Below are 20,808 nucleotides of genomic sequence, written 5' to 3' on the forward strand. Positions count from 1 at the left end.
CCCTGCCGACATCCGCGACGGCGGCGATCCGATATCTGTTGTGCCACAGTCGCTTACAGGTCAAGTGAGGTGGGTCACAACCGGGTTTGCCACCGGGAGCGTTCTACCCAAAGACGACAAAACGCCCCCGGTCGACGTTGGTGCGTCGCCGCGGGGGCGTTCTGTCGGGATCGTCCGAATAGATCAGTAGGTGTAGAAACCGCGTCCGGACTTACGGCCCAGGTGACCGGCGTCGACCATGCGGCGCAGCAGTGCCGGCGGGGCGAAGTGTGGCTCGGCGAACTCGTCGTACAGCGACTCGGCGGCGGCGAGGGTGATGTCGAGGCCGATGGTGTCGACGAGGGTCAGCGGGCCCATCGGGTAACCACATCCGCCCTTCATCGCGGTGTCGATGTCCTCGGCCGAGGCGTAACCGGAGTCGTACATCCGGATGGCCTGGCAGAGGTACGGGATGAGCAGTGCGTTGACGATGAAGCCCGAACGGTCGCCGGCGTTGACCGGGTTCTTGCCGAGGACGTCCTTGACGTACGCGCTGACGGCTTCGGCGGTCTCCGGCGAGGTGACCAGGGTCGAGATGATCTCGACCAGCGGCATCACCGGGACCGGGTTGAAGAAATGGACACCGACGACGCGCTCGGGGCGCTTGGTGGCGGTGGCGACCTTGATGATCGGGATCGACGAGGTGTTGGTGGCCAGGATGGTGTTCTCGCCGACGGCCTCGTCGAGACGCGCGAAGATGTCGCGCTTGAGCTGCTCGTTCTCGGGGGCGGCCTCGATGACCAGGTCGCGGTCGGCGAGGTCGGCGTAGTCGAGGCTGACGCGCAGACGGCCGAGCGCGGCGTCGGCGTCCTCCTGGCTGAGCTTGTTCTTGCTCACGGCGCGGGACAGGGACTTCTCGACGCGCGCACGCGCGGCGTCGGCGAACTCCTGCTTGACCTCGATGATGACGACATCGCTGCCGGACTTCGCGCACACCTCCGCGATGCCAGCTCCCATGGTGCCGCCGCCGATGACGCCGATGTTCTGCACAGTAAAACCTCCGAGTCGAGTTACACGACAAACGGTAGTACGTCGGTTCGGCCCGGCGGAGTCGAGGTCAGATGAACGTCAAGGTGAAACAGGTTTCACCACGGCGGGCGGCCCTCGTAGCGTGCGAGACGGTCATAGAGATCCCGCATGGTCGCCTCCACGTCGTCGAGGAACTGGTCGACCTGGTCCTCGTTGTAGCCGCGCTTTCCGATCGGCGGCTTTCCGAAGGCAACGTTGTGGACGTCGTCAGGAGTCAGCATGCCGGTATCTTCGCATTCGGTTGTCACCGGGCGATTCCGGTGTCCACAGCGTTTGCGCGATGTGGCCCCGGGTACAACCGAGCGTGCCTACGATGCCTCAGCCGGGAGCGGTAGCCCCGGTGTCTCGACCCGGGAGCAACCGAATGAATCGCACGCGACCGGCCGGACGCGCCGTCATCGTCTCGATCTTCGCCGTGGTGTCGCTGGTCGCCGGACTGTTCGTAGGCGGAGCCGGCGTAGCGGAGGCCCGCACGCTCGACGGCGTCCGGTATGCACACGCGAGCCCCGGGGCGCCCTATCGCCAGACCTGGGCGTCGCCACGGAATTTCGTCGCCTCGGTGTGGTCCCCGTCGATGCAGACGCAGGTTCCGCTGCTGGTGCAGACGCCGGCGAACGGCAACCAGGCTGCGCCGGTGATGTACCTGCTGAACGGGTCGTCGGGCGGTGAGGAGGACGACGACTGGACCCACGCCACCGACGCGAACGCCTTCTACTTCAACAAGAACGTCTGGACCGTGACCCCGATCGGCGGGGCGGCGAGCTACTACGCCGACTGGCGGCGCGTGGACCCGGCGGCGAACTTCCGATACCAGGTGAAGACGCCGCGACCGCTGCGCTGGGAGACGTTCCTGACCTCTGAATTGCCTGCCACGTTCGAGGGGAGGCACGGTGGGTACAGATTCGGCCGGTCCCGTGGCATCGCCGGGATCTCGATGGCCGGGAACTCGGTGATCCGCCTGGCGGAGAACCATCCCGGTCTGTACCGCGCCGTGGGTGCCTACTCGGGTTGTGCCGATACCGCGACGCCGACCGGACAGCTGCTGTTGAGGAATGTCGCATTCGTGCCGTACGGGGCCGACGCGACGAACATGTACGGGCTGCCGGGCGACCCGCAGTGGGCTGCGCAGGATCCCGTTCTGAACGCCCACAAGCTGGCCCGACGCACCCCGGCGCTGTGGATCAGTGCCGCCACCGGAATTCCGGGCGGGCACGACAATCCGGGCGACCGCTCCGTCCGCGGGGACGTCGGAAAGCTTGCCGCGCAGGTGACGGCCGGCGGAGTCAGCGAGGCCGCGGCCCGGACCTGCACGGTCACCTTGGCCCAGCGCCTTGCGGCCCTTCGTATCCCGGCCGTCGTGCGGTTCCCGGCGGTCGGCACCCACTCGTGGGGTTACTGGCAGGACCAGATGCACCAGTCCTGGCCCCTGTTCGCCAGGGCGCTGGGGGCGTGACCCCTCTGCGGTTGTGTCGACCGCAGGGGCCGAGGGTCTCTTTCCTCAGGAGCCTTTCATCTGCACGGGGCTACGTTCGAGTTGTGGGCGCGGTTGAGGACGTTCGGTGACGACGACGCGACGAGCGTTGTGGGTGTCGCAGACGCTGCATCCGGACGTCTCCCATGTCGTCGCCTTCGGGCTCACGCTCGAGGGCCCACTGCGCGTTCAGCATTTGATCGACACCACGCGTGACGTCCTCGCCCACGTGGGCTGGCTCGATGTACACATTCCGCCTGGGTACTCGCCGGTCGACGCAGTTCCAGGCCGTACGGGCGCGCTGGAACCGCTCCGCGCCGCTGCCTCGTCGGTCGACGCCATCGAGCAGGTCGATCTGTCTCGGTGCGATGATCCCGATACCGAAAGCGAGCGTCGGGCACAACAATTCATCGACGCCGCGGACGGCGCGGACCTGGCCCGGCCATTGTTCCGCAGCGAACTGCACCTCCTGGGCGACAACCTGCACAGGTGGGTGGTCCGGGCTCACCACGTCCTGACCGATGGCGCAGGGCTTCTCCGCGTGATGGGTCATGTGGCAGATGTGTACGGCGGCGGGGCAGTTCCCGGAGACCTCGCTGTCGCGTACGCCGACGAGTTGGCGTCCGATGAGACGAGGTATGCCGACTCCCGACGTCGAGGAGTCGACGCGGAGTACTGGGATCGCGTCCTCGACGGTTATCAACCGTCATCGCTGTCGGGAACTGCCACCTCGATGACATCCGAGATCATCCGCGTGACAAGGCGTTCGGCGGGTTGTCGACCGGCCGGAGCCGACGAACTCGTCGCGGCACTGGCCGGTCTGTGTGCTCGACTGCTCGATTCTCCCGACGTCGGAATCGCGCTTCCCGTGGCTGCGCGCACCTCGGCAGTTCGACGCCGCGCCGTCCAGCCGCTCTCGAACGTCGTACCGCTCGATCTTCGAGGAATCGGCGACCTGACCGCCCCCGACGCGGTCGAAGCGGTGTCGTCGGCGATCATCGGTGCCCTCCGGCACCAGCTCTACCCTCGCGAGGACATGTTGCGCGACCGCGACGATGTCACCGCTTTCGGCGTGGTGGTCAATCTGTTGCCCGCCTTCTCTCCGCCGGTTGTCGACGGTCTGCACTGGTCTCTCGAGGTGATGCGCACCGGCCCGGTCGTCGATGTGGTCGTCACCATTCATCCGGCGGATGAGACCGGCGGTCGCGCCATCACCTGGGAGGCGCCCGCAGCCTCGTTCGACGAGGCAACGCTGTCGGCACTGGCATTGCGTTTCGACTCCTACCTCACCGCGTTGTTGCGCGAGATCGACCACGGTGTGCCGATTCCCGACGACGCGGTCTTCCTCGAGGGGGAGTGGGATCGCTTCCGGTACCGCAGCGGGCCTCCCGCTCCGTCGTACACCCCGACTGCGACGCTGTTCTCCGAGTACTGCGACGCCGATCCGTCGGCTCCCGCCGTCATCTTCGACGGCGAGGTGTGGTCGCGATCCCAACTCGCCGAACGGGTCTACCGTGGGGCGCGGGTGCTCGCCGCTGCCGGCGTGGCCGGTGGTGACCCGGTGGTGGTGCACGCCGAACGGTCGCCGGAATCGGTCGTCGCGTTCTGGTCAGTGTTGATGGCCGGTGGGGTCTGGGTGCCGCTGGGTGGTGGTGCCATCCCCGAGGAAAGGGTGCGGTCGCTCGTCGCGCGCGTGGGCGCACGAGTCGGGTTGCGCGCCGACGGATCCGGTGTGGACGCCGCTGTGCGCTGGCTGTCGCCGGCTCCCGACGTCGGGGACCCAGGGTTCGTGGCTTCCGAAGCTGCTGAACACGATTGCCTACGCGGGCTCGATCGAGGACCCGACGACGCGGCCTATGTTCTCTTCACCTCGGGCTCCACCGGAGAGCCGAAGGGCGTGGTCATGCCGCACCGTGGTATCCCCGCGCTGGTCGCGGACATCCGGACGTCATATGGGCTGTCACCTCGGTCGCGATTGCTGCACGCGGCATCGCCGACCTTCGACACCGCGATCGTGGAGATGTTGGCGGCGGTCGCCACCGGCGCGGCACTGGTGGTCGCCCCAGGATCGGTTCGCGGTGGTGACGAACTCGGTGACGTCGTTCGTCGGGAGCATGTCTCGCACATGATCGTCACGCCGTCGGTGCTCGAGACGGTACCGCTTGAGGTCGCCGACGGGCTCTCCCAGGTGATCGTCGGCGGGGAGACGCTCCCGCGGCATCTCGTCGAACGCTGGGCGGATCGGGTATCGATCCGGAATGCGTACGGGCCCACCGAAACCCGATGCAGTATCAACCTCTCCCGTCCGCTGCCGTCACGCGGGACCATCACGGTGGGGCCGCCGATGGTCGGCGTCGTGGAAGCGGTTCTGGATCGGCGGGGTCGGCCGCAACCACCCGGGGCGCTGGGGGTGTTGCATTGTGCGGGGGTCGCACTGGCCGACGGGTACCTCGACGATCCCGGGTCGACGGCGCAGTCCTTCGTCGCGTGCACCATGTCCGACGACGCGCGGATGTACCGGACCGGGGATGTGGCCGCCTGGACCAGCGACGGGGAGCTGAGGATTCTGGGTAGGCGTGACGGGCAGGTGAAACTACGCGGCGTGCGAATCGAACTCGGCGAGGTCGACGTCGCTCTGTCCGGCTGTGCCGGAGTCCGTAATTGCGTCACCACCTTGCGGGCGCTGCCCTCGGGGAAGCCGGGTCTCGTGTCCTTCGTCGTCGCGGACGATCCCGCGAATCCGCCCGAACCACATGTACTCCGACACGCGCTGGCGCAGCGCCTTCCGTCGTACACGGTTCCGGCGATCATCGTCATGATCGACGAGATCCCCCGCACCGCGACGGGGAAGCTCGGCCTGGCGGCGCTGCGCGACCATCCGTTGCCGGTCTTCGAGTCGACGCGAGCGACGTCCGGGCCTGTCGAAGAACTGCTGATGCGGGTGATCGGAGATGTCCTCGGCATCGAATCACCGGACCCGGTCCTCGGTTTCGTGGATCAGGGCGGTGATTCACTCGGAGTCGTGGAAGTTGCTCGACGCCTGGCGGCGCAGGGGCATCCGGAGATCGGCCCGAATGATGTACTCACCGCGCCCGATCTGGCGTCCCTCGTGGAGAGGATGACCGAGTCGTCGTCGGTTCCGACGGATGTCGCGACGCCGTCGTCAACCCGGGACGGAGTCGGTGACCGGAGGCTGACCGCTGCTGAACGGACCGTCGTGCGGTTACCGGGTAACCCTCTCGCACAGTTGATCTGCGTGGCGTGGGTCCCGGACGCAGATGCCCGTCCGCTCGCGACCCAGGTGGCGGCGCTTGTTGCCGCACTCCTCGATCGGCACCCGGCTCTGCGAGCCACCTTTCCGGACACCCCGTCGGGGCCGGTGTGCCGCACGTTGCCCGAGGTCGCGCTCGCATCGGTGGTCACTCGGATCTCGGTCACGGAGCAGCCGGACCGCGAGTGGTTGCGATCCGAGGCCAGACAGATGGCGGAAGTCCTCGATGTCCGGAACTCACCGCCACTGGCGGTGAGACTTCTCGTCGGGCCGGGCGATTCGTTGTTCGGCGCGGTGGCCGTGTTGCATCACATCGCGATAGATGGACAGTCGCTGGCTGTGCTCGCACGAGACGCCGAGATGCTGCTGAACGGAGAGCAACTGCCCGCCGGCCCCCTTTCTCGGCGCGACCCGGATGTAGCCAACGGACCGGATGCGCTCGAGCGACGCCGATTCTGGAAACAACTTCTCACCCAGTACGACTCGATCTTCGAGTTCGATGGCATCGATCCGGGGGAGTGCCGGATCGATGTCGCCCTGCGTCGACGCGAAGTGATTGACTCAACCACCTACCGCCGCTTCCGGGCTCGGGCTTCGGCCGAACACATGACGCCGTTCGAGGCGTTCGGGCACGTGGTTGCCATCGCTCTGCGCGGGTCCTCCGGAAAGGAGGGTGTCATGGCTGCCACCGCCGTGTCGACTCGATCACCGGGCTCAGAAGGCGTCGTCGCAAACCATGTGCTCGCTGTCGTCACACCCCTGGTAGACCACAACCCAGAGGATTCGGTCACCCTGCGCCGCAGATGTATTCGTGAGGCGTCGCAACCTCTGGAAGAGGTCCTGGAACTCGCGGGTCGAGCGGCCGATGGTGACCACCTGTTCCCGGTTCCGGTCCTGCTCGGATGGTCACCCGTCGTCGAGCCGCCGTCCTCCGGTGGAGCCCTGTACGCGTTCCCGCCCCGCTTGACGCGGTGGCTGTTGCAGATCGAAGGGTGTCCCAGGCCGGATGGTGCACTCGTGATCCGGGTCGTCGGCGCCGAGCAGGCGTTGGGCCGGGAGCGAACCGAACGAGTCCTGGCGGAAGTGGTGAGCTCCCTACGGCAGTGGTGAGTTGATCGACGCCGGCCGAAAAATGCTCTCAGAGAGGGTGATACCGTCCGTCGTCGGAGTGTGCGACCTGCCCTTGGCGGATGAGACGTTCGAGATGAAGTCCGGCCGTACGACGCTCGACCGCGTTGACGAACGGCAGCTGCACATGCGGCCGGTACACGAGACGGTGCTCGACGATCTCGTCGAGTCGTCGTGGCCGATCCAGGAACTCCAGCAGACGTTCCTCACGACGGTGGATCACACCTTCGTATGCGTTCAGACGTTCGCGGAAGTCCTTGGCACCCTCCACGACTCCCTTCTGATGGAAGGTCCCGTACCAACGGGCGTCGACCTCGCGCACCCGTGCGATGGAGGCCAGGTAGTCGTCGACGCTGCTGCCGACGTCGCCGTACATGGGGCCGAACGATGTGAGATCGATATCGGCGATGTAGAAGAAGCCGGTCGGCTCGACGAGGACGCCGCAGTGTCCGCGGGTGTGCCCGGGAAGGTGGATGACGGTCGCGGTGATGTCCCCGAGGTCGAAGACGTGCCCGTCGCCGACGCCCTCGGCATCGGGGAAGCCGGGCGTGAGCGCGAAGGTGTCGCCGATCTGGGCGTCGACCGCGGCGCGCTCCTCCGGTGTGAGCCCGTAACCGTCGAGCAGCACCTGCAGTGAGCGCACCCCGCCGACCTCGTCGTGATGAGCGAACTTGGCGGTGTCGAAGTGGCGCAGTCCGGCGATGTGGTCCTCGTGTGCGTGGCTGATCATGACGGCATCCGCGCCGACCGGGTCGTGGTCGACGTCGAGGGAGGGGTCGAGGACCAGCGTCGCCTCGGAGCCGTGCGCGATCACGGTGTTGCCGCGCGGGAAGGCCCCGCCGCCGGCGGGCTCCAGCACCGTGACTTCGTCGAAGCGGGTTTCGGTGAAGCTCGGCGCGGTGGTCACCTCGTCTGCCTACCTGCGTGGTGCCTGGACTGTCAACGGCGGTCGTCGCCGGGAGCGGGGGTCGTCGCCCGGGCGGTCAGCGGCAGGACGATCCAGGCCAGGGAGAACAGGACGAACGTGCAGAGGCCGGCGATGACCGAGGGCACGGGCCCTGCGGTGGCTCCGAACACAACGGTGATCGCACCCGACAGTGCCAGACCGAGCAGGGCGAGACCGGCAAAGGCCAGACGGTGCGCGCGGTTGACCAGCAGTCCGAGTTGGTGCCGGCGGAACAGCGCGCGGTGAAGAGCGACCGGCGCGGCGAGGAGTATGGCTGCCCCGACGGCGAACGAAACGGTGACCAGATAGACGACGCGAAGCGCACCACCCAAGTCCTCGAAGCCGTCCTGAAACGGCAACGTCAGGAGAAACCCGGTCAGGATCTGCACTCCGGTCTGCACCACGCGCAACTCCTGGAGCAGGGAATTCCAGTTGCGGTCGAGGCGCTGTGTCTCGGTCTCGTCGCGTTCCGCCCGGTTCCAGTCGGCATCGCCCGATCGCCGTTCGGGAGATTCGCTGTCTGGTGCGTCGGCCACCCTCTCATCGTGGCACCAGGTGGGTCCGATATCCGGATTGGCCGCGTTGCAGTGCGGTCACCGGTGAAAGCCCCTGGCGAATGTCTGCGAGCCGGAGGACCATCGGTCCATGGCCACGTCACTGGATGAAGTCACGGAGTCCCAGATGGGTCTGCTTCGATGGACGGACATGCGTCGTCGTGTCCGCGCATTCGTCGACGGTCGGGTGGTCGTCGATTCGACTGCGCCGATCCAGGTCTGGGAACCGTACCGGGTGGTCGGCTGTTATGCGGTGCCGTCCGCCGACGTCATCGGACCGCTCGAACACCACACACCGACGGTGCCGCCCGCACAGCACCCGCCGATCCTCACCCCGGCCCATCCGTTTGCGCTGCACACCGCTCCGGGTGCGGCGTACGACATCGTGGCCGACGGGCGGACCCTCGCCGGGGCCGGCTTCCGGGTCGACGACCCCGATCTCGCGGACTACGTGCTGCTCGACTGGGATGCCTTCGACGAATGGCGCGAAGAGGAGCAGACCGTGATGGGACACGCGCACGACCCGTACCAACGCATCGACTGCCTGCCCACCAGCAGACACGTCGTCGTGCGAATCGGTGACACCGTGCTGGCCGAGAGCCGACACCCGACGCTGCTCCTCGAGACCCACCTGCCGGTTCGGCACTACCTCCCACGCGAGGACGTTCGGATGGACGTCCTCCAGCGGTCCGACACCGTCACCGTGTGTGCCTACAAGGGTCAGGCGACGTACTGGTCGGCAATCGTCGGCGACGAGGTGATCCCCGACGTCGCGTGGACCTACACCGATCCGCTGCACGACGCGGAGCCCGTGCGGGACCTCATCTGCTTCTACGACGAGCGCGTCGACCTGGAGGTCCGCTGATCACGAGAATGTCGGGGGGGTAGCGGGGCGCTTCAGCTGGGCGAAGGTCGAGGTGCCCGCGAGGGTGACGAGCGCGGAGTAGAGCGCGTCGGCCTCGTCTCCGGCCGGGAGGTCGGCGAGTACGGGACCGAAGAAAAAGGTGCCGTCGATGCCGAGGATGGGACTGCCGCCGTCCTCACCGAGTGCATCCTGACCACGCTGGTGGGATTCGCGCACCGCGTCGTCGAACGATGCGTCGTCCATGGCGTCGGCCAGCTCGGCGGGGAGACCGGCCGCGGTCAGCACCTCGGCGACGACGGTGGGTGTCATCTCGTCGCCGGCATGGTGGATTCGCTCGCCGAGTGCTGTGTAGAGCGGGTCGATCGCGTCCGCACCGGCTTTCGCGGTCGCAGCTGCGACGACGCGACCCAGCCGGCGGGCGGTCTCGAGTTGGCGGCGCTGTTCGTCGGACTCGGGCTCCTCGTTCTCGTTGAGGATCGCGAGGCTCATGAGATGCCAGTCGACCTCGGCGTCGTGTGCGGCCGCGCGGTCATGGAGCCATCGCGACGCGGCCCAAGCGAACGGACACACCGGATCGAAGTAGAAGTCGAAGTGGGTCATGGAAGTCGATGTACCCAGTTCGGTCGGCTTCGATGCGTGCGTCTCAGCGCAGCGAGTAGCGGATCGGCAGGTGCTTGAGTCCGCCGACGAACACGGTTGCGGCCAACTCGGGTTCGCCGGCGAACTCGATTGAGCCCAGACGCGGGATCAGCTCGCTGAACAGGCTTCTCATCTCCATCCGGGCCAGTGCTGCGCCGAGGCAGAAATGCACGCCGTAACCGAAGGCGAGGTGCTTGTTGGGGAAGCGCCCGACGTCGAAGGTGAACGGGTCGTCGAAAATCTCTTCGTCACGGTTCCCGGAAGTGTAAGCGAGATAGACGGATTCACCCGCGGCGATGGGCACGCCACGTACCGTCGTGTCCGCGGCGGCGGTGCGCATGAACTCCTTGACCGGTGTGGTCCAGCGGATCATCTCCTCGACAGCGGTCCCGATGAGGTCGGGCTCGTGGCGGAGGCGGTCGAGTTCACCCGGGTTCTCGATGAGTGCGCGCAAACCGCCGGAGATCGCGTCTTTGGTGGTGTCGTGGCCGGCGCTGGCGACGATCACGTAATAGGACGCGGTGTCGACGTCGGAGAGGGGTTCACCGTCGATGCGGCCGTTGGCGATTGCCGACGCGAGGTCGCCGGTGGGGTTCGCTCGGCGCGAGGCGGTGAGCTTGCTGAAGTAGTCGAAGAAGTCGAGCAGCGTTGCCATCCGCTCCTCGACGGTGGTGCCGCGCTGGTACTCCTTGTCGTCGGCGCCGAACATCTCCTGGGTGAGTTGGTGCATACGGGGGAAGTCTTCTTCGGGGAGCCCGAGCAGCGACATGATGACGTACAGCGGGAAGTGGACGGCGATGTCCTCGACGAAGTCGCATTCGGGGCCGATCTCGGCCATCTTGTCGACATAGCGCTTGGCGAGTGCATCGACCTGGATCTGCAGATCGCGCAACGCTTTTGGCCGGAACCAGTCCTGCCCGATCGTCCGCACCTTCTTGTGGTGGGGATCGTCCATATGGATCAGCGTCCGCAGACCGGCGCCGGAGTCGAGCTGCGACTTGGCGAAGTCGTCGGCCACGGCGGTCACCAGCACGGGTCGCGGCTCGCTGAGCCACAGGTTGTGATCGCGCTCGATGTCCATGATGTCGGCGTGCTTGGTGATCGCGTAGAACGGGCGGTACGGCGCCTTGTCGACGTATGCGACCGGGTTGTGCGCCCGGAGGTGAGCCATGGCCGCGTGCAGTCGCGGCTCGTCGGCGTACGCCGTCGGGTCGGCGAATACGTTGGCGGCCTCGTCGGTCATGCTCGTGCTCACCGATGGCGTCCTTCCGTCGAGCGGATGCTTCTCGCTTCGAGTGTCCGATATAGGTGTGTGCCGGATCCGCAGAATGACGAACCCGCCCCATTTACGCTGGATACATGCCATATCGGGTCCTGGCCGACGGCATAGCGGTCCTGCACATGATGTTCCTGCTCTACGTGATGTTCGGCGGGTTCATCGCCTGGCGGTGGCCGCGCACAGTCCTGCTGCACCTCGTCGCCGTCGCGTGGGGGATCGCGTCGGTGGGCCTTGGCCTGGGTTGCCCGTTGACCGACGCCGAGAACTGGGCGCGGCACCAGGCGGGCGAGAAAGGATTGCCGCCCACCGGATTCATCGACAACTACCTGACCGGGGTGATCTATCCGGAATCAGCGCTCGGGTTGGTGCGCGGGTTGGTCGCTGCGCTGGTCGTCGTGTCGTGGGTGGGGTTGTGGTGGCGGGTACGCACCGGCTCGCACCGACGCAGAGTCGCGAGTTCCGGGTAGAGGTGCCGTCTGCGGCTTGCGCGCGTGGGGGTTGGGCCGAGGTGGGAGCGGTCCCGAAGCTTGCGCGCAGCGGTGGGCCCAGACGTCGCGGCTGACTGAAAACCGCCCCCAGAAGGCGCCCCGTGCAACGGCACCGATGACACTATGTAGTCGGCCGCCGTCTGGAGGGTGGTTCCCGGGGGCGGTTTTCAGGGACGGCGCACGACCGGTGCAACGCGCTCGCAGATCAAAGGGTGCCCGGCGGAAGCGCGCGGCGAGGTTTCAGCAGCGGGAGCATCCAGTCGTAGACCGCATCGCTGTTGAGCAAGGTGAAGTGATGGGCACCGCCGATGTGGAAGCCGTCGTCGACTTCGAAGCCGAGGTGGTGCTTCCGATCTCGACCACCTCCGCTGTTGGTCAGCACCAGTCCGTCGCCGACGATGCGGCCGAACGGGTGGTCGGGGCGTTGGGTCACCGTGGCTGTCACGTAGAGATGTCGCGCACCTTCCATCAGGGGCGGATAGTCGACGGCGGGCTGCGAGAAGGCCTCGGGGTCGGTGTCGCGCCAGTGTTCCTCGGTGACCGCCCCCCGGAACAGGTCGCGAACCCCGGCGCTGCGACGCCCGAGCAGGGTGCCGAACGGTCGGCTCGTCGGCCACAGGCGCAGGGCCGCGGTCGCGCGGTGGACTCCGCGGGCCAGCGGGGCCCCGAGGTGGGGAGTCCCGAGGCATACGGTGTGTCGGACGAGCTTGGGCCAGTACGCATCACGGGCGACACCCTGATGGCACGCGCTGCGGACGACCAGGCCGCCCATCGAGTGGCCGATGAGCGTGAGGCCGGTGACCGGAACCGGCCACAGCAAGACGAGATCGTCGAGTAGTCGTGCGAGATCGCGGCCGTTGTCACTGATGTGGCGTCCCGAGTTGTACCGGATCTGAACCTCGGTGCTGCCGAGATCGTCGGCGAGACGAGCGCCGTATGTGGGTCTGTCGCCGAGCGCCCAGGCGAACTCGGTCTCCATCAGGCCGTGCAGGAAAACCGTCAGGTGGCCCGACGCTTCGGGGAAAGCGGTCGCCAGTCCGTCCGGGGTGATCGGAACGACCGCCCCGTTCACGCGGACCGCGGCGTCCGGAGCCAGGGGAGAACGCTCGGCGGTCAGTTGATCACCGATCAACCCGTCGAGGATGCCGAGGGCCATAGCGCCTCGCTTGGTCTCCGACGGGACACCGTTGCTGTGAACGGTCAGTGACTCGGCCAGGTCGCCGGCCACGTCGACCGTCGACGTGATCGCCGAATAGACGGATGTGCTGATCGCGTCGTGCACCATCTGAGCCGGACGGGCCCTCGCGCCCAACGCCACGCGCAGACCCGCGAACACGGTATCGGCGACGGATGAATGAACGGCCGCGATGCCCGAGACCGCCTTGTTCAGCTCATCGCGACCCAGAGCCGCCAGTGCCGGCAATTCGCGAGTGCGGGCAGGATCGACAGACATGATTTCAGTGTACGTCTGTCCACTGAAATGTGAGTCCGCATCGCTGAGGCTCTCCTCACTTGGCAGTACGAAGGTCCCGTAGGGGCACAGAATCGCGACCCCGACAGCAGATGCGCCGCTTCTGGCTGGCGCTTCCTCCGAGAAACGGTGATTCTGGAACGAGTGACGCACATCACAAACTAAGTAGCCATGAGCGGAATGGACTCAACTTTGTTGGCGTTGCATCCTCCGTATGGCTCATACTTGAGCCTGTTGGACTAAAGAGAAAGGTGCACGCGAGTGGACAGCTTCACCCCCACCACGAAGACTCAGCAGGCATTGAGCGCTGCTGTGCAGGCGGCGGCCAGTGCTGGCAACCCCGACGTGCGGCCCGCCCACATCCTGGTGGCACTGCTCGATCAGTCCGACGGCATCGCGTCGCCGCTGCTCAAGGCAGTGGGCGTGGACCCGTCGAATGTTCGCGCGCAGGCCCAGATGCTGGTCGACCGCATGCCGACGGTCGCGCAGGCCAGTGCCACCCCGCAACTCTCCCGCGAATCGATCGCGGCGGTCAGTGCTGCTCAGCAGCTGGCCGTTGAACTCGGCGACGAGTACGTCTCGACCGAGCACGTCGTCGTCGGTCTGGCAACCGGTGACTCCGATGTCGCCAAGTTGCTGCACAACGCCGGAGCAACACCGCAGGCACTGCGCGATGCGTTCGTCGCAGTCCGCGGTAGCCGGCGTGTCACGAGCGAGGACCCGGAGTCGACCTACCAGGCGCTCGAGAAGTACTCGACCGACCTGACCGCAGCGGCCCGCGAGGGCAAACTCGACCCGGTCATCGGTCGCGACACCGAGATCCGTCGCGTCGTGCAGGTGCTCAGCCGACGGACCAAGAACAACCCGGTCCTCATCGGTGAACCCGGCGTCGGCAAGACCGCGATCGTCGAGGGCCTCGCCCAGCGCATCATCGCCGGTGACGTGCCCGAATCGCTCCGGAACAAGACCGTCATCTCCCTCGACATGGGTTCGATGGTCGCCGGCGCGAAGTATCGCGGTGAGTTCGAGGAGCGGCTGAAGGCCGTACTCGACGAGATCAAGAGCTCCGACGGCCAGATCATCACCTTCATCGATGAGCTGCACACCATCGTCGGAGCCGGGGCCACAGGCGATTCCGCGATGGACGCCGGCAACATGATCAAGCCGATGCTCGCCCGGGGTGAGCTGCGGCTGGTCGGTGCCACGACCCTCGAGGAGTACCGCAAGTACATCGAGAAGGACGCCGCACTCGAGCGTCGCTTCCAGCAGGTGTACGTCGGCGAACCGTCGGTGGAAGATGCCATCGGCATCCTCCGCGGCCTGAAGGATCGGTACGAGGTACACCACGGTGTGCGCATCACCGACTCCGCATTGGTCGCCGCCGCAACGCTTTCCGACCGCTACATCACCTCACGCTTCCTCCCCGACAAGGCCATCGACCTCGTCGACGAGGCGGCGTCGCGGCTGCGGATGGAGATCGACTCGCGCCCCGTCGAGATCGACGAGGTCGAGCGCATCGTCCGTCGGCTCGAGGTCGAAGAGGTGGCGCTGCAGAAGGAAACGGACGCGGCGTCGAAGGAACGGCTCGAGAAGCTTCGCGCCGAACTGGCCGACCAGAAGGAGAAGCTCAACGAGCTCTCCGCGCGGTGGCAGTCGGAGAAGACCGCCATCGATGCGGTGCGCGACCTCAAGGAAGAGCTGGATCGTCTCCGCGGGGAAGCCGAGCGCGCCGAGCGCGACGGTGACCTCGGACGCGCTGCCGAGCTGCGGTACGGCCGAATCCCCGGCCTGGAGAAGGAACTCGAGGCCGCGCTGGAGAAGACCGGTACCGATCCCGGCCAGGACGTGATGCTCCAGGAGGAGGTCGGACCCGACGACGTGGCGCAGGTCGTGTCGTCGTGGACCGGAATCCCGGCCGGACGCATGCTCGAAGGTGAGACCGCGAAGCTGCTGCGCATGGAGGACGAGCTGGGCAAGCGCGTCATCGGGCAGAAGGCTGCCGTCGAGGCCGTCTCCGACGCGGTGCGTCGTGCCCGGGCCGGCGTCGCCGACCCGAATCGGCCGCTGGGTTCGTTCATGTTCCTCGGCCCGACCGGTGTCGGCAAGACCGAGCTGGCCAAGGCGCTCGCCGAGTTCTTGTTCGACGACGAGCGGGCGATGGTCCGCATCGACATGAGCGAGTACGGCGAGAAGCACAGCGTCGCACGGCTCGTCGGTGCTCCACCCGGTTACGTCGGGTACGAGGCCGGTGGTCAGCTGACCGAGGCGGTGCGGCGTCGGCCGTACACGGTGGTCCTGTTCGACGAGATCGAGAAGGCGCATCCGGACGTGTTCGACGTGCTGCTGCAGGTGCTCGACGAAGGTCGTCTCACCGACGGCCAGGGACGGACGGTGGACTTCCGCAACACCATCCTGATCCTGACCTCGAACCTCGGCGCCGGTGGCGACAAGGAACACGTCATGAACGCGGTGCGCTCGGCCTTCAAGCCCGAGTTCATCAACCGCCTCGACGACGTGGTGATCTTCGACCCGCTGAGCCCCGAGGAGCTGGTGGCAATCGTCGACATCCAGATCGGACAGCTCAAGAAGCGGCTGGCCCAGCGTCGCCTCGACCTCGAGGTCTCGCCGAAGGCCAAGGAATGGCTGGGCGCACGCGGATTCGATCCGCTGTACGGTGCTCGTCCGCTGCGCCGCCTGGTGCAGCAGGCCATCGGCGACCAGCTCGCCAAGCAGCTGCTCAAGGGCGATATCCGCGACGGCGACATCGTTCCGGTGAACGTCAGTGCCGACGGTGAGTCGCTGGTGCTGGGCTGACCGGCCGCAGCCACACAGGGGCCCATCCCTCCGGGGGTGGGCCCCTCTGCTGTATCGGTGACCTGCCTGACCGGTTCGGCGGTGCGGGTCAGCAGCTCAGCGGACGACCTCACGGTGGCCGGCGTCGATGCGCCGGGTCCACCCCCGGCCGTCGAGGTGTTCGAGCAGTGGGATCACCACGCGCCGCGTCGTCCCGAGTGCCTGGCGCGCTTCGCTCGTCGTGAAGGGTTGAGGCAGGGCGGCCAGGGTTCGCATCGCCAGTGCCGGCGCGGTCGGCAACAACACCACGCCGTCGGGAAGTCGGTGGATGCGGCCGGTGCGTTCGGCGGCGGCGAGTTCCCTGGCCCCCAAGCCGAGCGCGCTGAGGTCGTCGGCCTCGGGGGCGCGGAACGGGTGCTCGGTCAGACGTCGCTCCAGAGCGCCGATCGCCTCCTCGGCGTCACCGAGATCCGGGACATGACCCGGGATCGAGAGGTGCCCGTCCACGGACACGAGCCCGGCGCCGGCGACCACCGTCGGCAACAGCGCCCCGTCCGGAAGCCCGAGCATCACCGAAGCTCCCGACCTCGACAGACCGGCCGCGATCGGGTCCCGCGCATGGACTTCGACGACAGCGCGGCGCAGACGCTCGGCCCATGCGGCACAGCTTGATTCGTCGACCCACCAGTCGTCGACGACACGAACACCCGCCGGTGCCGCGTCCCCCTCGTCGACGAGACCGAGCCGCCGCAGCTCCGTGACGCGCATCGCGCCGCGTCGCGCGACCTCCTCGGCGGCCCCGTCGGCGTCGCTCATCCGCGCCAAAGCCGTTGCCCGACGAGCCGAATCGCCGCGTCGGCGGAGTTCCGGCGGGTCGGGATGCAGGACGATCCCACCGCCGACGATCCGTTGCCCGGGATTGCGCAGTACCAGGCGGTCGCCCCGTGAAAGCGGCACAGCACGCGCGAATGTCAGACGCGCATGATCGGCGTCAAAGGGGCGGAGCCGGGCCGAGAGTGCCGCGGAGCCGAGGTGGACGACGAGTTGCTCGGGCACATCATCGAACGCGACACCGCCCACCCGCCTGATGTCGGCTTGGGCCGACGAATGCCACGCGCCCGGAGTGACGAGGGCGTCGCCCCGGTTCAGAGTGTCGACGCCGACGCCGCGGAGGTTGACCGCGACCCGGCTGACCGGCGCCGCGGTCGTGAGAGCGGTTCCCTCGCTGTGCAATCCGCGGACGTCGACCGCCCGATACCCGTCGGCACCCACCAACTCGAGGGTGTCGCCGACGCCGATGGCTCCGGCGGCCAGCGTGCCGGTAACCACGGTGCCCGCCCCGGTGCGGGTGAATGCGCGATCGATCCAGAAACGCACGCGACCCGACGTCGGAGGTCGTGGCGTCCAGGCGAGGACCGCGTCAAGGGTCGTGCGGAGTTCGTCGAGACCCCGGCCCTCGGGTGCGGACACCACCACGACCGGCGCTTCGGCGAGCCCGGTGTCGGCCAATTCGACGCGGGCGGAGGCGATCACGTCGTCGATGCGGGTGTCGGTCGCCCGGTCGGCACGCGAGATGACCAGCAGTCCGTGTTCGATGCCGAGCGCGGCCAGCGCGTCGCGGTGGTCGTCGGACTGGGCGCTCCATCCCTCGTCGGCGGCGACGACGAACAACACGACCGGTGCGGGACCGAGTCCGGCCAGCATATTGGGTATGAACCGCTCGTGCCCCGGGACGTCGACGAAGGCGACGTCGGCACCGGACGGCATTGTGGTCCAGGCGAAACCGAGATCGATCGTCAGGCCGCGGCGGCGTTCCTCGTCCCAGCGGTCGGGTTCGATGCCGGTGAAAGCGCGGACGAGCGTCGATTTGCCGTGGTCGACGTGCCCCGCGGTGGCCACCACGTACTTCATCGGCGAGACCTCACGCGCCGAATGCCGCCTGCTTGATCGCGGCGAGGACCAGCGGATCGTCGGCTTCGGGGATGCAGCGCAGGTCGATGAGGCACGCGTCGTCGTGGACACGTGGCAGGACGGCGGGGTCGCCGAGTCGAAGACTTTGTGCGGCGCTCACCGGCAGACGCACCGCCCAGCCGTGCAGGGGCACACCCGGTGCGCCACCGCCGCCGACCCGGCCGTCGTGTTCGACGATCTGGAACCCGGTTGCGGCGCCCAGATTCTCGGTGCGCACGCGGAGGCGGTCGGTGTCGGCGTGCAGGTACTCGTGGACCGGGGGACGGGGTCCGCTGACTGTCGCCTCCATCGCGGCGAGGGCGAGTTTGTCGGCGCGAACAGCGCGCGCCAGCGGGTGTCCGGCGAGTCGCTGGATCAGTTCGGCGTCGCCGAGGAGAAGACCGGCCTGGGGACCGCCGAGCAACTTGTCGCCGCTTGCGATCACGAGGTCTGCGCCGGCGGACAGCGCAGAGGTGGCGTCCGGTTCGTCGGGGAGCAGGGGATCGGGTTGCAGGAGTCCGCTGCCGATGTCGGCGATCACTGGGACGCCATGAGCCCGTCCCAGATCCCGCAGTTCGCCCAACGAGGTCTCGCGGGTGAAGCCCTCGACACGGAAGTTGCTCGGATGCACCTTGAGGATGGCGCCGACATCGTCCCCGGCGACGGCGTCGGCGTAGTCGCGCAGATGCGTGCGGTTGGTGGTGCCGACCTCGTGCAGGCGGGCCCCGGTGGAGGCGATGAGCTCGGTGAGCCGGAATCCTGCACCGATCTCGATCATCTCGCCGCGACTGATCACCACCGCGCGCCCGGCGGCCAGCGCGGTGGTCGCGAGGACCAGGGCGGCCGCCCCGTTGTTCACCATCAGGGCGTCGTCCGCCGCGGGGCAGGCCCGCAACAGCGCGGCGCGGGTGGCGGCACCACGTTTCGATCGCTGACCGGTGTGCAGATCGAGTTCCACGTCGACATAACCCGACGCGGCGACGACCGCGTCGAGCGCCGCAGCCGACAACGGGGCGCGACCGAGGTTGGTGTGCACCACCACGCCGGTGGCGTTGAGGACCGGTCGGGACGACGACACCCGGTGAACCCTCACCGCGTCGGCGACGTGGCGTCCGACGTCATCCGGCGAGATCTCGCCGCGTCGGGCCGACTCCTGGGCATTCCGGATGATCTCCCGAACAGCTGTGTCACCCAATCGCTCCCGCGCTTCCGTCACCGGCGGGAGCGCCAACAGGGCGTCGGTGCGCGGAATCCGTCGACGTGGGTCGGACACGCAGCCTCCTGAGAATTCTGGCGGAGGCGGACGGGAATCGAACCCGCCAGGCCGAGATACTCGACCTCCTCGGTTTTGAAGACCGGGGAGCCCACCAGGACCCGTACGCCTCCGTGCGTCTTACAACCTAGCGCGTGTTGTGTTCGAGCGCGGTCAGTCCTGCTGGTGCGGCCAATTGCCCTCGGTGATCAGCTCTTCGAAATGGCGGATGAGCTTCGGGTTGAGATCGTCCTCGACGGCGCGCCGGAAGTCGTTGTGCCACTTGGCCAGCCATTCCTCATCGCGTTTCATCAGGAAAATCGGCCAGCCGTGGGTGATGTCGAGATCGTCGGAGTAGAGATCGGTGGAGCCGTCCTCGCGCATGTACCAGTAGTCGTGTCCGGACTCCCAGAACGCCTGCAGCTCGTCGGCCGTGACGTAGTACTCGCCGTCTGCTTGCCTCATCTCCCCGATGGTAGCCATCGTCGGGCCGCCCCATGGGCGATCCGATCGGCGCTAGTGTCGGCAGGGTGACTGTCAGCAGCGAAACCCCAGTCCGACTGACCGGATACGCCCACGGCGGCGGTTGCGCCTGCAAGATCCCGCCGGGCGAGCTCGAGCAGGCGGTCGCCGGACTGACCGGCCAGGCCGGCGACGACATCATCGTCGGGCTCGACGACGGTGACGACGCCGCCGCGGTCCGGATCCGCGACGACCTCGCCGTGCTGTCCACCGCCGACTTCTTCACGCCGGTCGTCGACGATCCCTACGAATGGGGGCGCATCGCCGCCGCGAACGCGCTCTCGGACATCTACGCGATGGGCGGGACACCGGTGGTCGCGATCAACCTCGTCGGCTGGCCGCGCGGTGTGCTACCGATGGAACTGATGACCGAGGTCCTGCGCGGTGGTCTCGCGATCGGCGCCGAAGCAGGATGCCCGGTCATCGGCGGGCACACCATCGACGACCCCGAACCGAAGTACGGCATGGCCGTCACCGGCGTCGCGACACCGGAGAAGTTGCTGCGCAACGACGCCGCGGAGCCCGGTCGGCCCATCACCCTGACGAAGCCGATCGGGGTCGGGCTCCTCAACAACCGGCACAAGCAGACCGGGGAGGTGTTCGACGAGGCGATCGCGCTCATGACGACGCTGAACCGCGACGCGTCGACGGCGGCCGTCGACGCCGGTGTCCGGGCGGCGACCGACGTCACCGGCTTCGGGCTCCTCGGGCATCTGCACAAGATGTGCCGGGCATCGAATATCGGCGCGGTGCTCGACCGCAGCGCGGTTCCGGCCGTGGGCGGCGCCCGTGAAGCCCTACGGGACGGATATGTCTCCGGCGGCACCCGACGGAACCTCGACTGGGTACGACCGCATCTGAGCACCGACGACGGCGTTTCCGAGGACGATCTGCTGTTCCTCGCCGACGCCCAGACCTCCGGCGGGTTGCTGGTCATCGGGGAGGTGCCGGGGTATCCGGTGATCGGGGAGACCGTGGCCGGGCCGGGAATTCGTATTCGGTGACCCTTCGAGGCCCGTCGCCATCGCTCCTCCCGACTGCCGAACCTCAACTCGACCGGCAGACGTCGATCGAAGTCTGCCGGTCGGGTTGACGTCGACCGGTGGTTGGG

General features: G+C 67.5%; 15 protein-coding genes, 1 tRNA gene and 1 pseudogene. 6 read left to right on the top strand and 11 right to left on the bottom strand.

Features of this window, described 5'->3' with window-relative positions; translation table 11 throughout:
- Window positions 1–183: 183 nt before the first annotated feature.
- Both GONAM_RS14990 and GONAM_RS22945 read right to left on the bottom strand, forming a co-directional pair.
- Window positions 184–1,029, bottom strand: a complete 846-nt coding sequence (locus GONAM_RS14990; protein ID WP_006867606.1) for a 3-hydroxybutyryl-CoA dehydrogenase — start codon at window positions 1,027–1,029, stop codon at window positions 184–186.
- A gap of 131 nt (window positions 1,030–1,160) precedes the next feature.
- Window positions 1,161–1,289: pseudogene (locus GONAM_RS22945) on the bottom strand (DivIVA domain-containing protein); the annotation flags it as partial.
- Between the two features lie 143 nt (window positions 1,290–1,432).
- On the opposite strand from GONAM_RS22945, the gene GONAM_RS15000 reads away from it, so the two are divergent.
- Both GONAM_RS15000 and GONAM_RS15005 read left to right on the top strand, forming a co-directional pair.
- On the top strand, window positions 1,433–2,521 hold the full coding sequence (locus tag GONAM_RS15000) for an alpha/beta hydrolase (RefSeq protein ID WP_006867608.1): 1,089 nt from the start codon (window positions 1,433–1,435) through the stop codon (window positions 2,519–2,521).
- A 106-nt stretch (window positions 2,522–2,627) separates the two neighbouring features.
- Window positions 2,628–6,920 carry a non-ribosomal peptide synthetase gene (locus GONAM_RS15005; protein ID WP_006867609.1) on the top strand — a complete coding sequence of 1,431 codons (4,293 nt, stop codon included), beginning with the start codon at window positions 2,628–2,630 and terminating at the stop codon, window positions 6,918–6,920.
- Between the two features lie 28 nt (window positions 6,921–6,948).
- Here GONAM_RS15005 and GONAM_RS15010 read toward each other — a convergent pair whose 3' ends face one another.
- Window positions 6,949–7,845, bottom strand: coding sequence for an MBL fold metallo-hydrolase (locus GONAM_RS15010; RefSeq protein WP_006867610.1), 897 nt, complete (start codon window positions 7,843–7,845; stop codon window positions 6,949–6,951).
- A gap of 32 nt (window positions 7,846–7,877) precedes the next feature.
- A complete protein-coding gene (locus tag GONAM_RS15015; protein WP_006867611.1) occupies window positions 7,878–8,420 on the bottom strand; it encodes a DUF6328 family protein in 543 nt (180 codons plus the stop codon).
- 109 nt (window positions 8,421–8,529) lie between these two features.
- On the opposite strand from GONAM_RS15015, the gene GONAM_RS15020 reads away from it, so the two are divergent.
- A complete protein-coding gene (locus tag GONAM_RS15020; RefSeq protein WP_040536636.1) occupies window positions 8,530–9,303 on the top strand; it encodes a DUF427 domain-containing protein in 774 nt (257 codons plus the stop codon).
- Here GONAM_RS15020 and GONAM_RS15025 read toward each other — a convergent pair whose 3' ends face one another.
- Together GONAM_RS15025 and GONAM_RS15030 are read right to left on the bottom strand one after the other, a co-directional pair.
- Window positions 9,304–9,903 (bottom strand): mycothiol-dependent nitroreductase Rv2466c family protein, encoded by a 600-nt coding sequence (locus GONAM_RS15025; protein ID WP_006867613.1) that lies wholly within the window; start codon window positions 9,901–9,903, stop codon window positions 9,304–9,306. It lies immediately after the preceding gene.
- 43 nt (window positions 9,904–9,946) lie between these two features.
- Window positions 9,947–11,185, bottom strand: coding sequence for a cytochrome P450 (locus GONAM_RS15030; RefSeq protein ID WP_006867614.1), 1,239 nt, complete (start codon window positions 11,183–11,185; stop codon window positions 9,947–9,949).
- A gap of 116 nt (window positions 11,186–11,301) precedes the next feature.
- Between GONAM_RS15030 and GONAM_RS15035 the strand changes: the two genes are divergently transcribed.
- Window positions 11,302–11,688, top strand: a complete 387-nt coding sequence (locus GONAM_RS15035) for a DUF2784 domain-containing protein (RefSeq protein WP_006867615.1) — start codon at window positions 11,302–11,304, stop codon at window positions 11,686–11,688.
- 226 nt (window positions 11,689–11,914) lie between these two features.
- On the opposite strand, the gene GONAM_RS15040 is transcribed toward GONAM_RS15035, so the two are convergent.
- A complete protein-coding gene (locus GONAM_RS15040; RefSeq protein ID WP_006867616.1) occupies window positions 11,915–13,162 on the bottom strand; it encodes an esterase/lipase family protein in 1,248 nt (415 codons plus the stop codon).
- Between the two features lie 279 nt (window positions 13,163–13,441).
- Between GONAM_RS15040 and clpB the strand changes: the two genes are divergently transcribed.
- Window positions 13,442–15,994, top strand: coding sequence for an ATP-dependent chaperone ClpB (gene clpB, locus GONAM_RS15045; protein ID WP_006867617.1), 2,553 nt, complete (start codon window positions 13,442–13,444; stop codon window positions 15,992–15,994).
- A gap of 96 nt (window positions 15,995–16,090) precedes the next feature.
- On the opposite strand, the gene selB is transcribed toward clpB, so the two are convergent.
- The 4 genes from selB to GONAM_RS15065 all read right to left on the bottom strand — a co-directional run bounded on the left by selB (window position 16,091) and on the right by GONAM_RS15065 (window position 19,640).
- Complete coding sequence (gene selB / locus GONAM_RS15050; RefSeq protein ID WP_006867618.1) at window positions 16,091–17,884, bottom strand: selenocysteine-specific translation elongation factor; 1,794 nt, start codon at window positions 17,882–17,884, stop codon at window positions 16,091–16,093.
- A 10-nt stretch (window positions 17,885–17,894) separates the two neighbouring features.
- The gene (selA, locus tag GONAM_RS15055; RefSeq protein ID WP_006867619.1) at window positions 17,895–19,196 is read right to left on the bottom strand and encodes an L-seryl-tRNA(Sec) selenium transferase; all 1,302 of its coding nucleotides are present in this window, start codon (window positions 19,194–19,196) and stop codon (window positions 17,895–17,897) included.
- An 18-nt stretch (window positions 19,197–19,214) separates the two neighbouring features.
- Window positions 19,215–19,309 (bottom strand) — tRNA-Sec (locus GONAM_RS15060).
- A gap of 40 nt (window positions 19,310–19,349) precedes the next feature.
- Window positions 19,350–19,640, bottom strand: a complete 291-nt coding sequence (locus tag GONAM_RS15065) for a hypothetical protein (RefSeq protein ID WP_245548625.1) — start codon at window positions 19,638–19,640, stop codon at window positions 19,350–19,352.
- Window positions 19,641–19,672: 32 nt separating this feature from the next.
- On the opposite strand from GONAM_RS15065, the gene selD reads away from it, so the two are divergent.
- Window positions 19,673–20,701: a selenide, water dikinase SelD gene (gene selD, locus GONAM_RS15070; protein WP_006867621.1), complete on the top strand. Its 1,029-nt coding sequence runs from the start codon at window positions 19,673–19,675 to the stop codon at window positions 20,699–20,701.
- Window positions 20,702–20,808 lie beyond the last annotated feature (107 nt).

Source organism: Gordonia namibiensis NBRC 108229 (genome assembly GCF_000298235.1).
GTDB classification, from domain to species: domain Bacteria; phylum Actinomycetota; class Actinomycetes; order Mycobacteriales; family Mycobacteriaceae; genus Gordonia; species Gordonia namibiensis.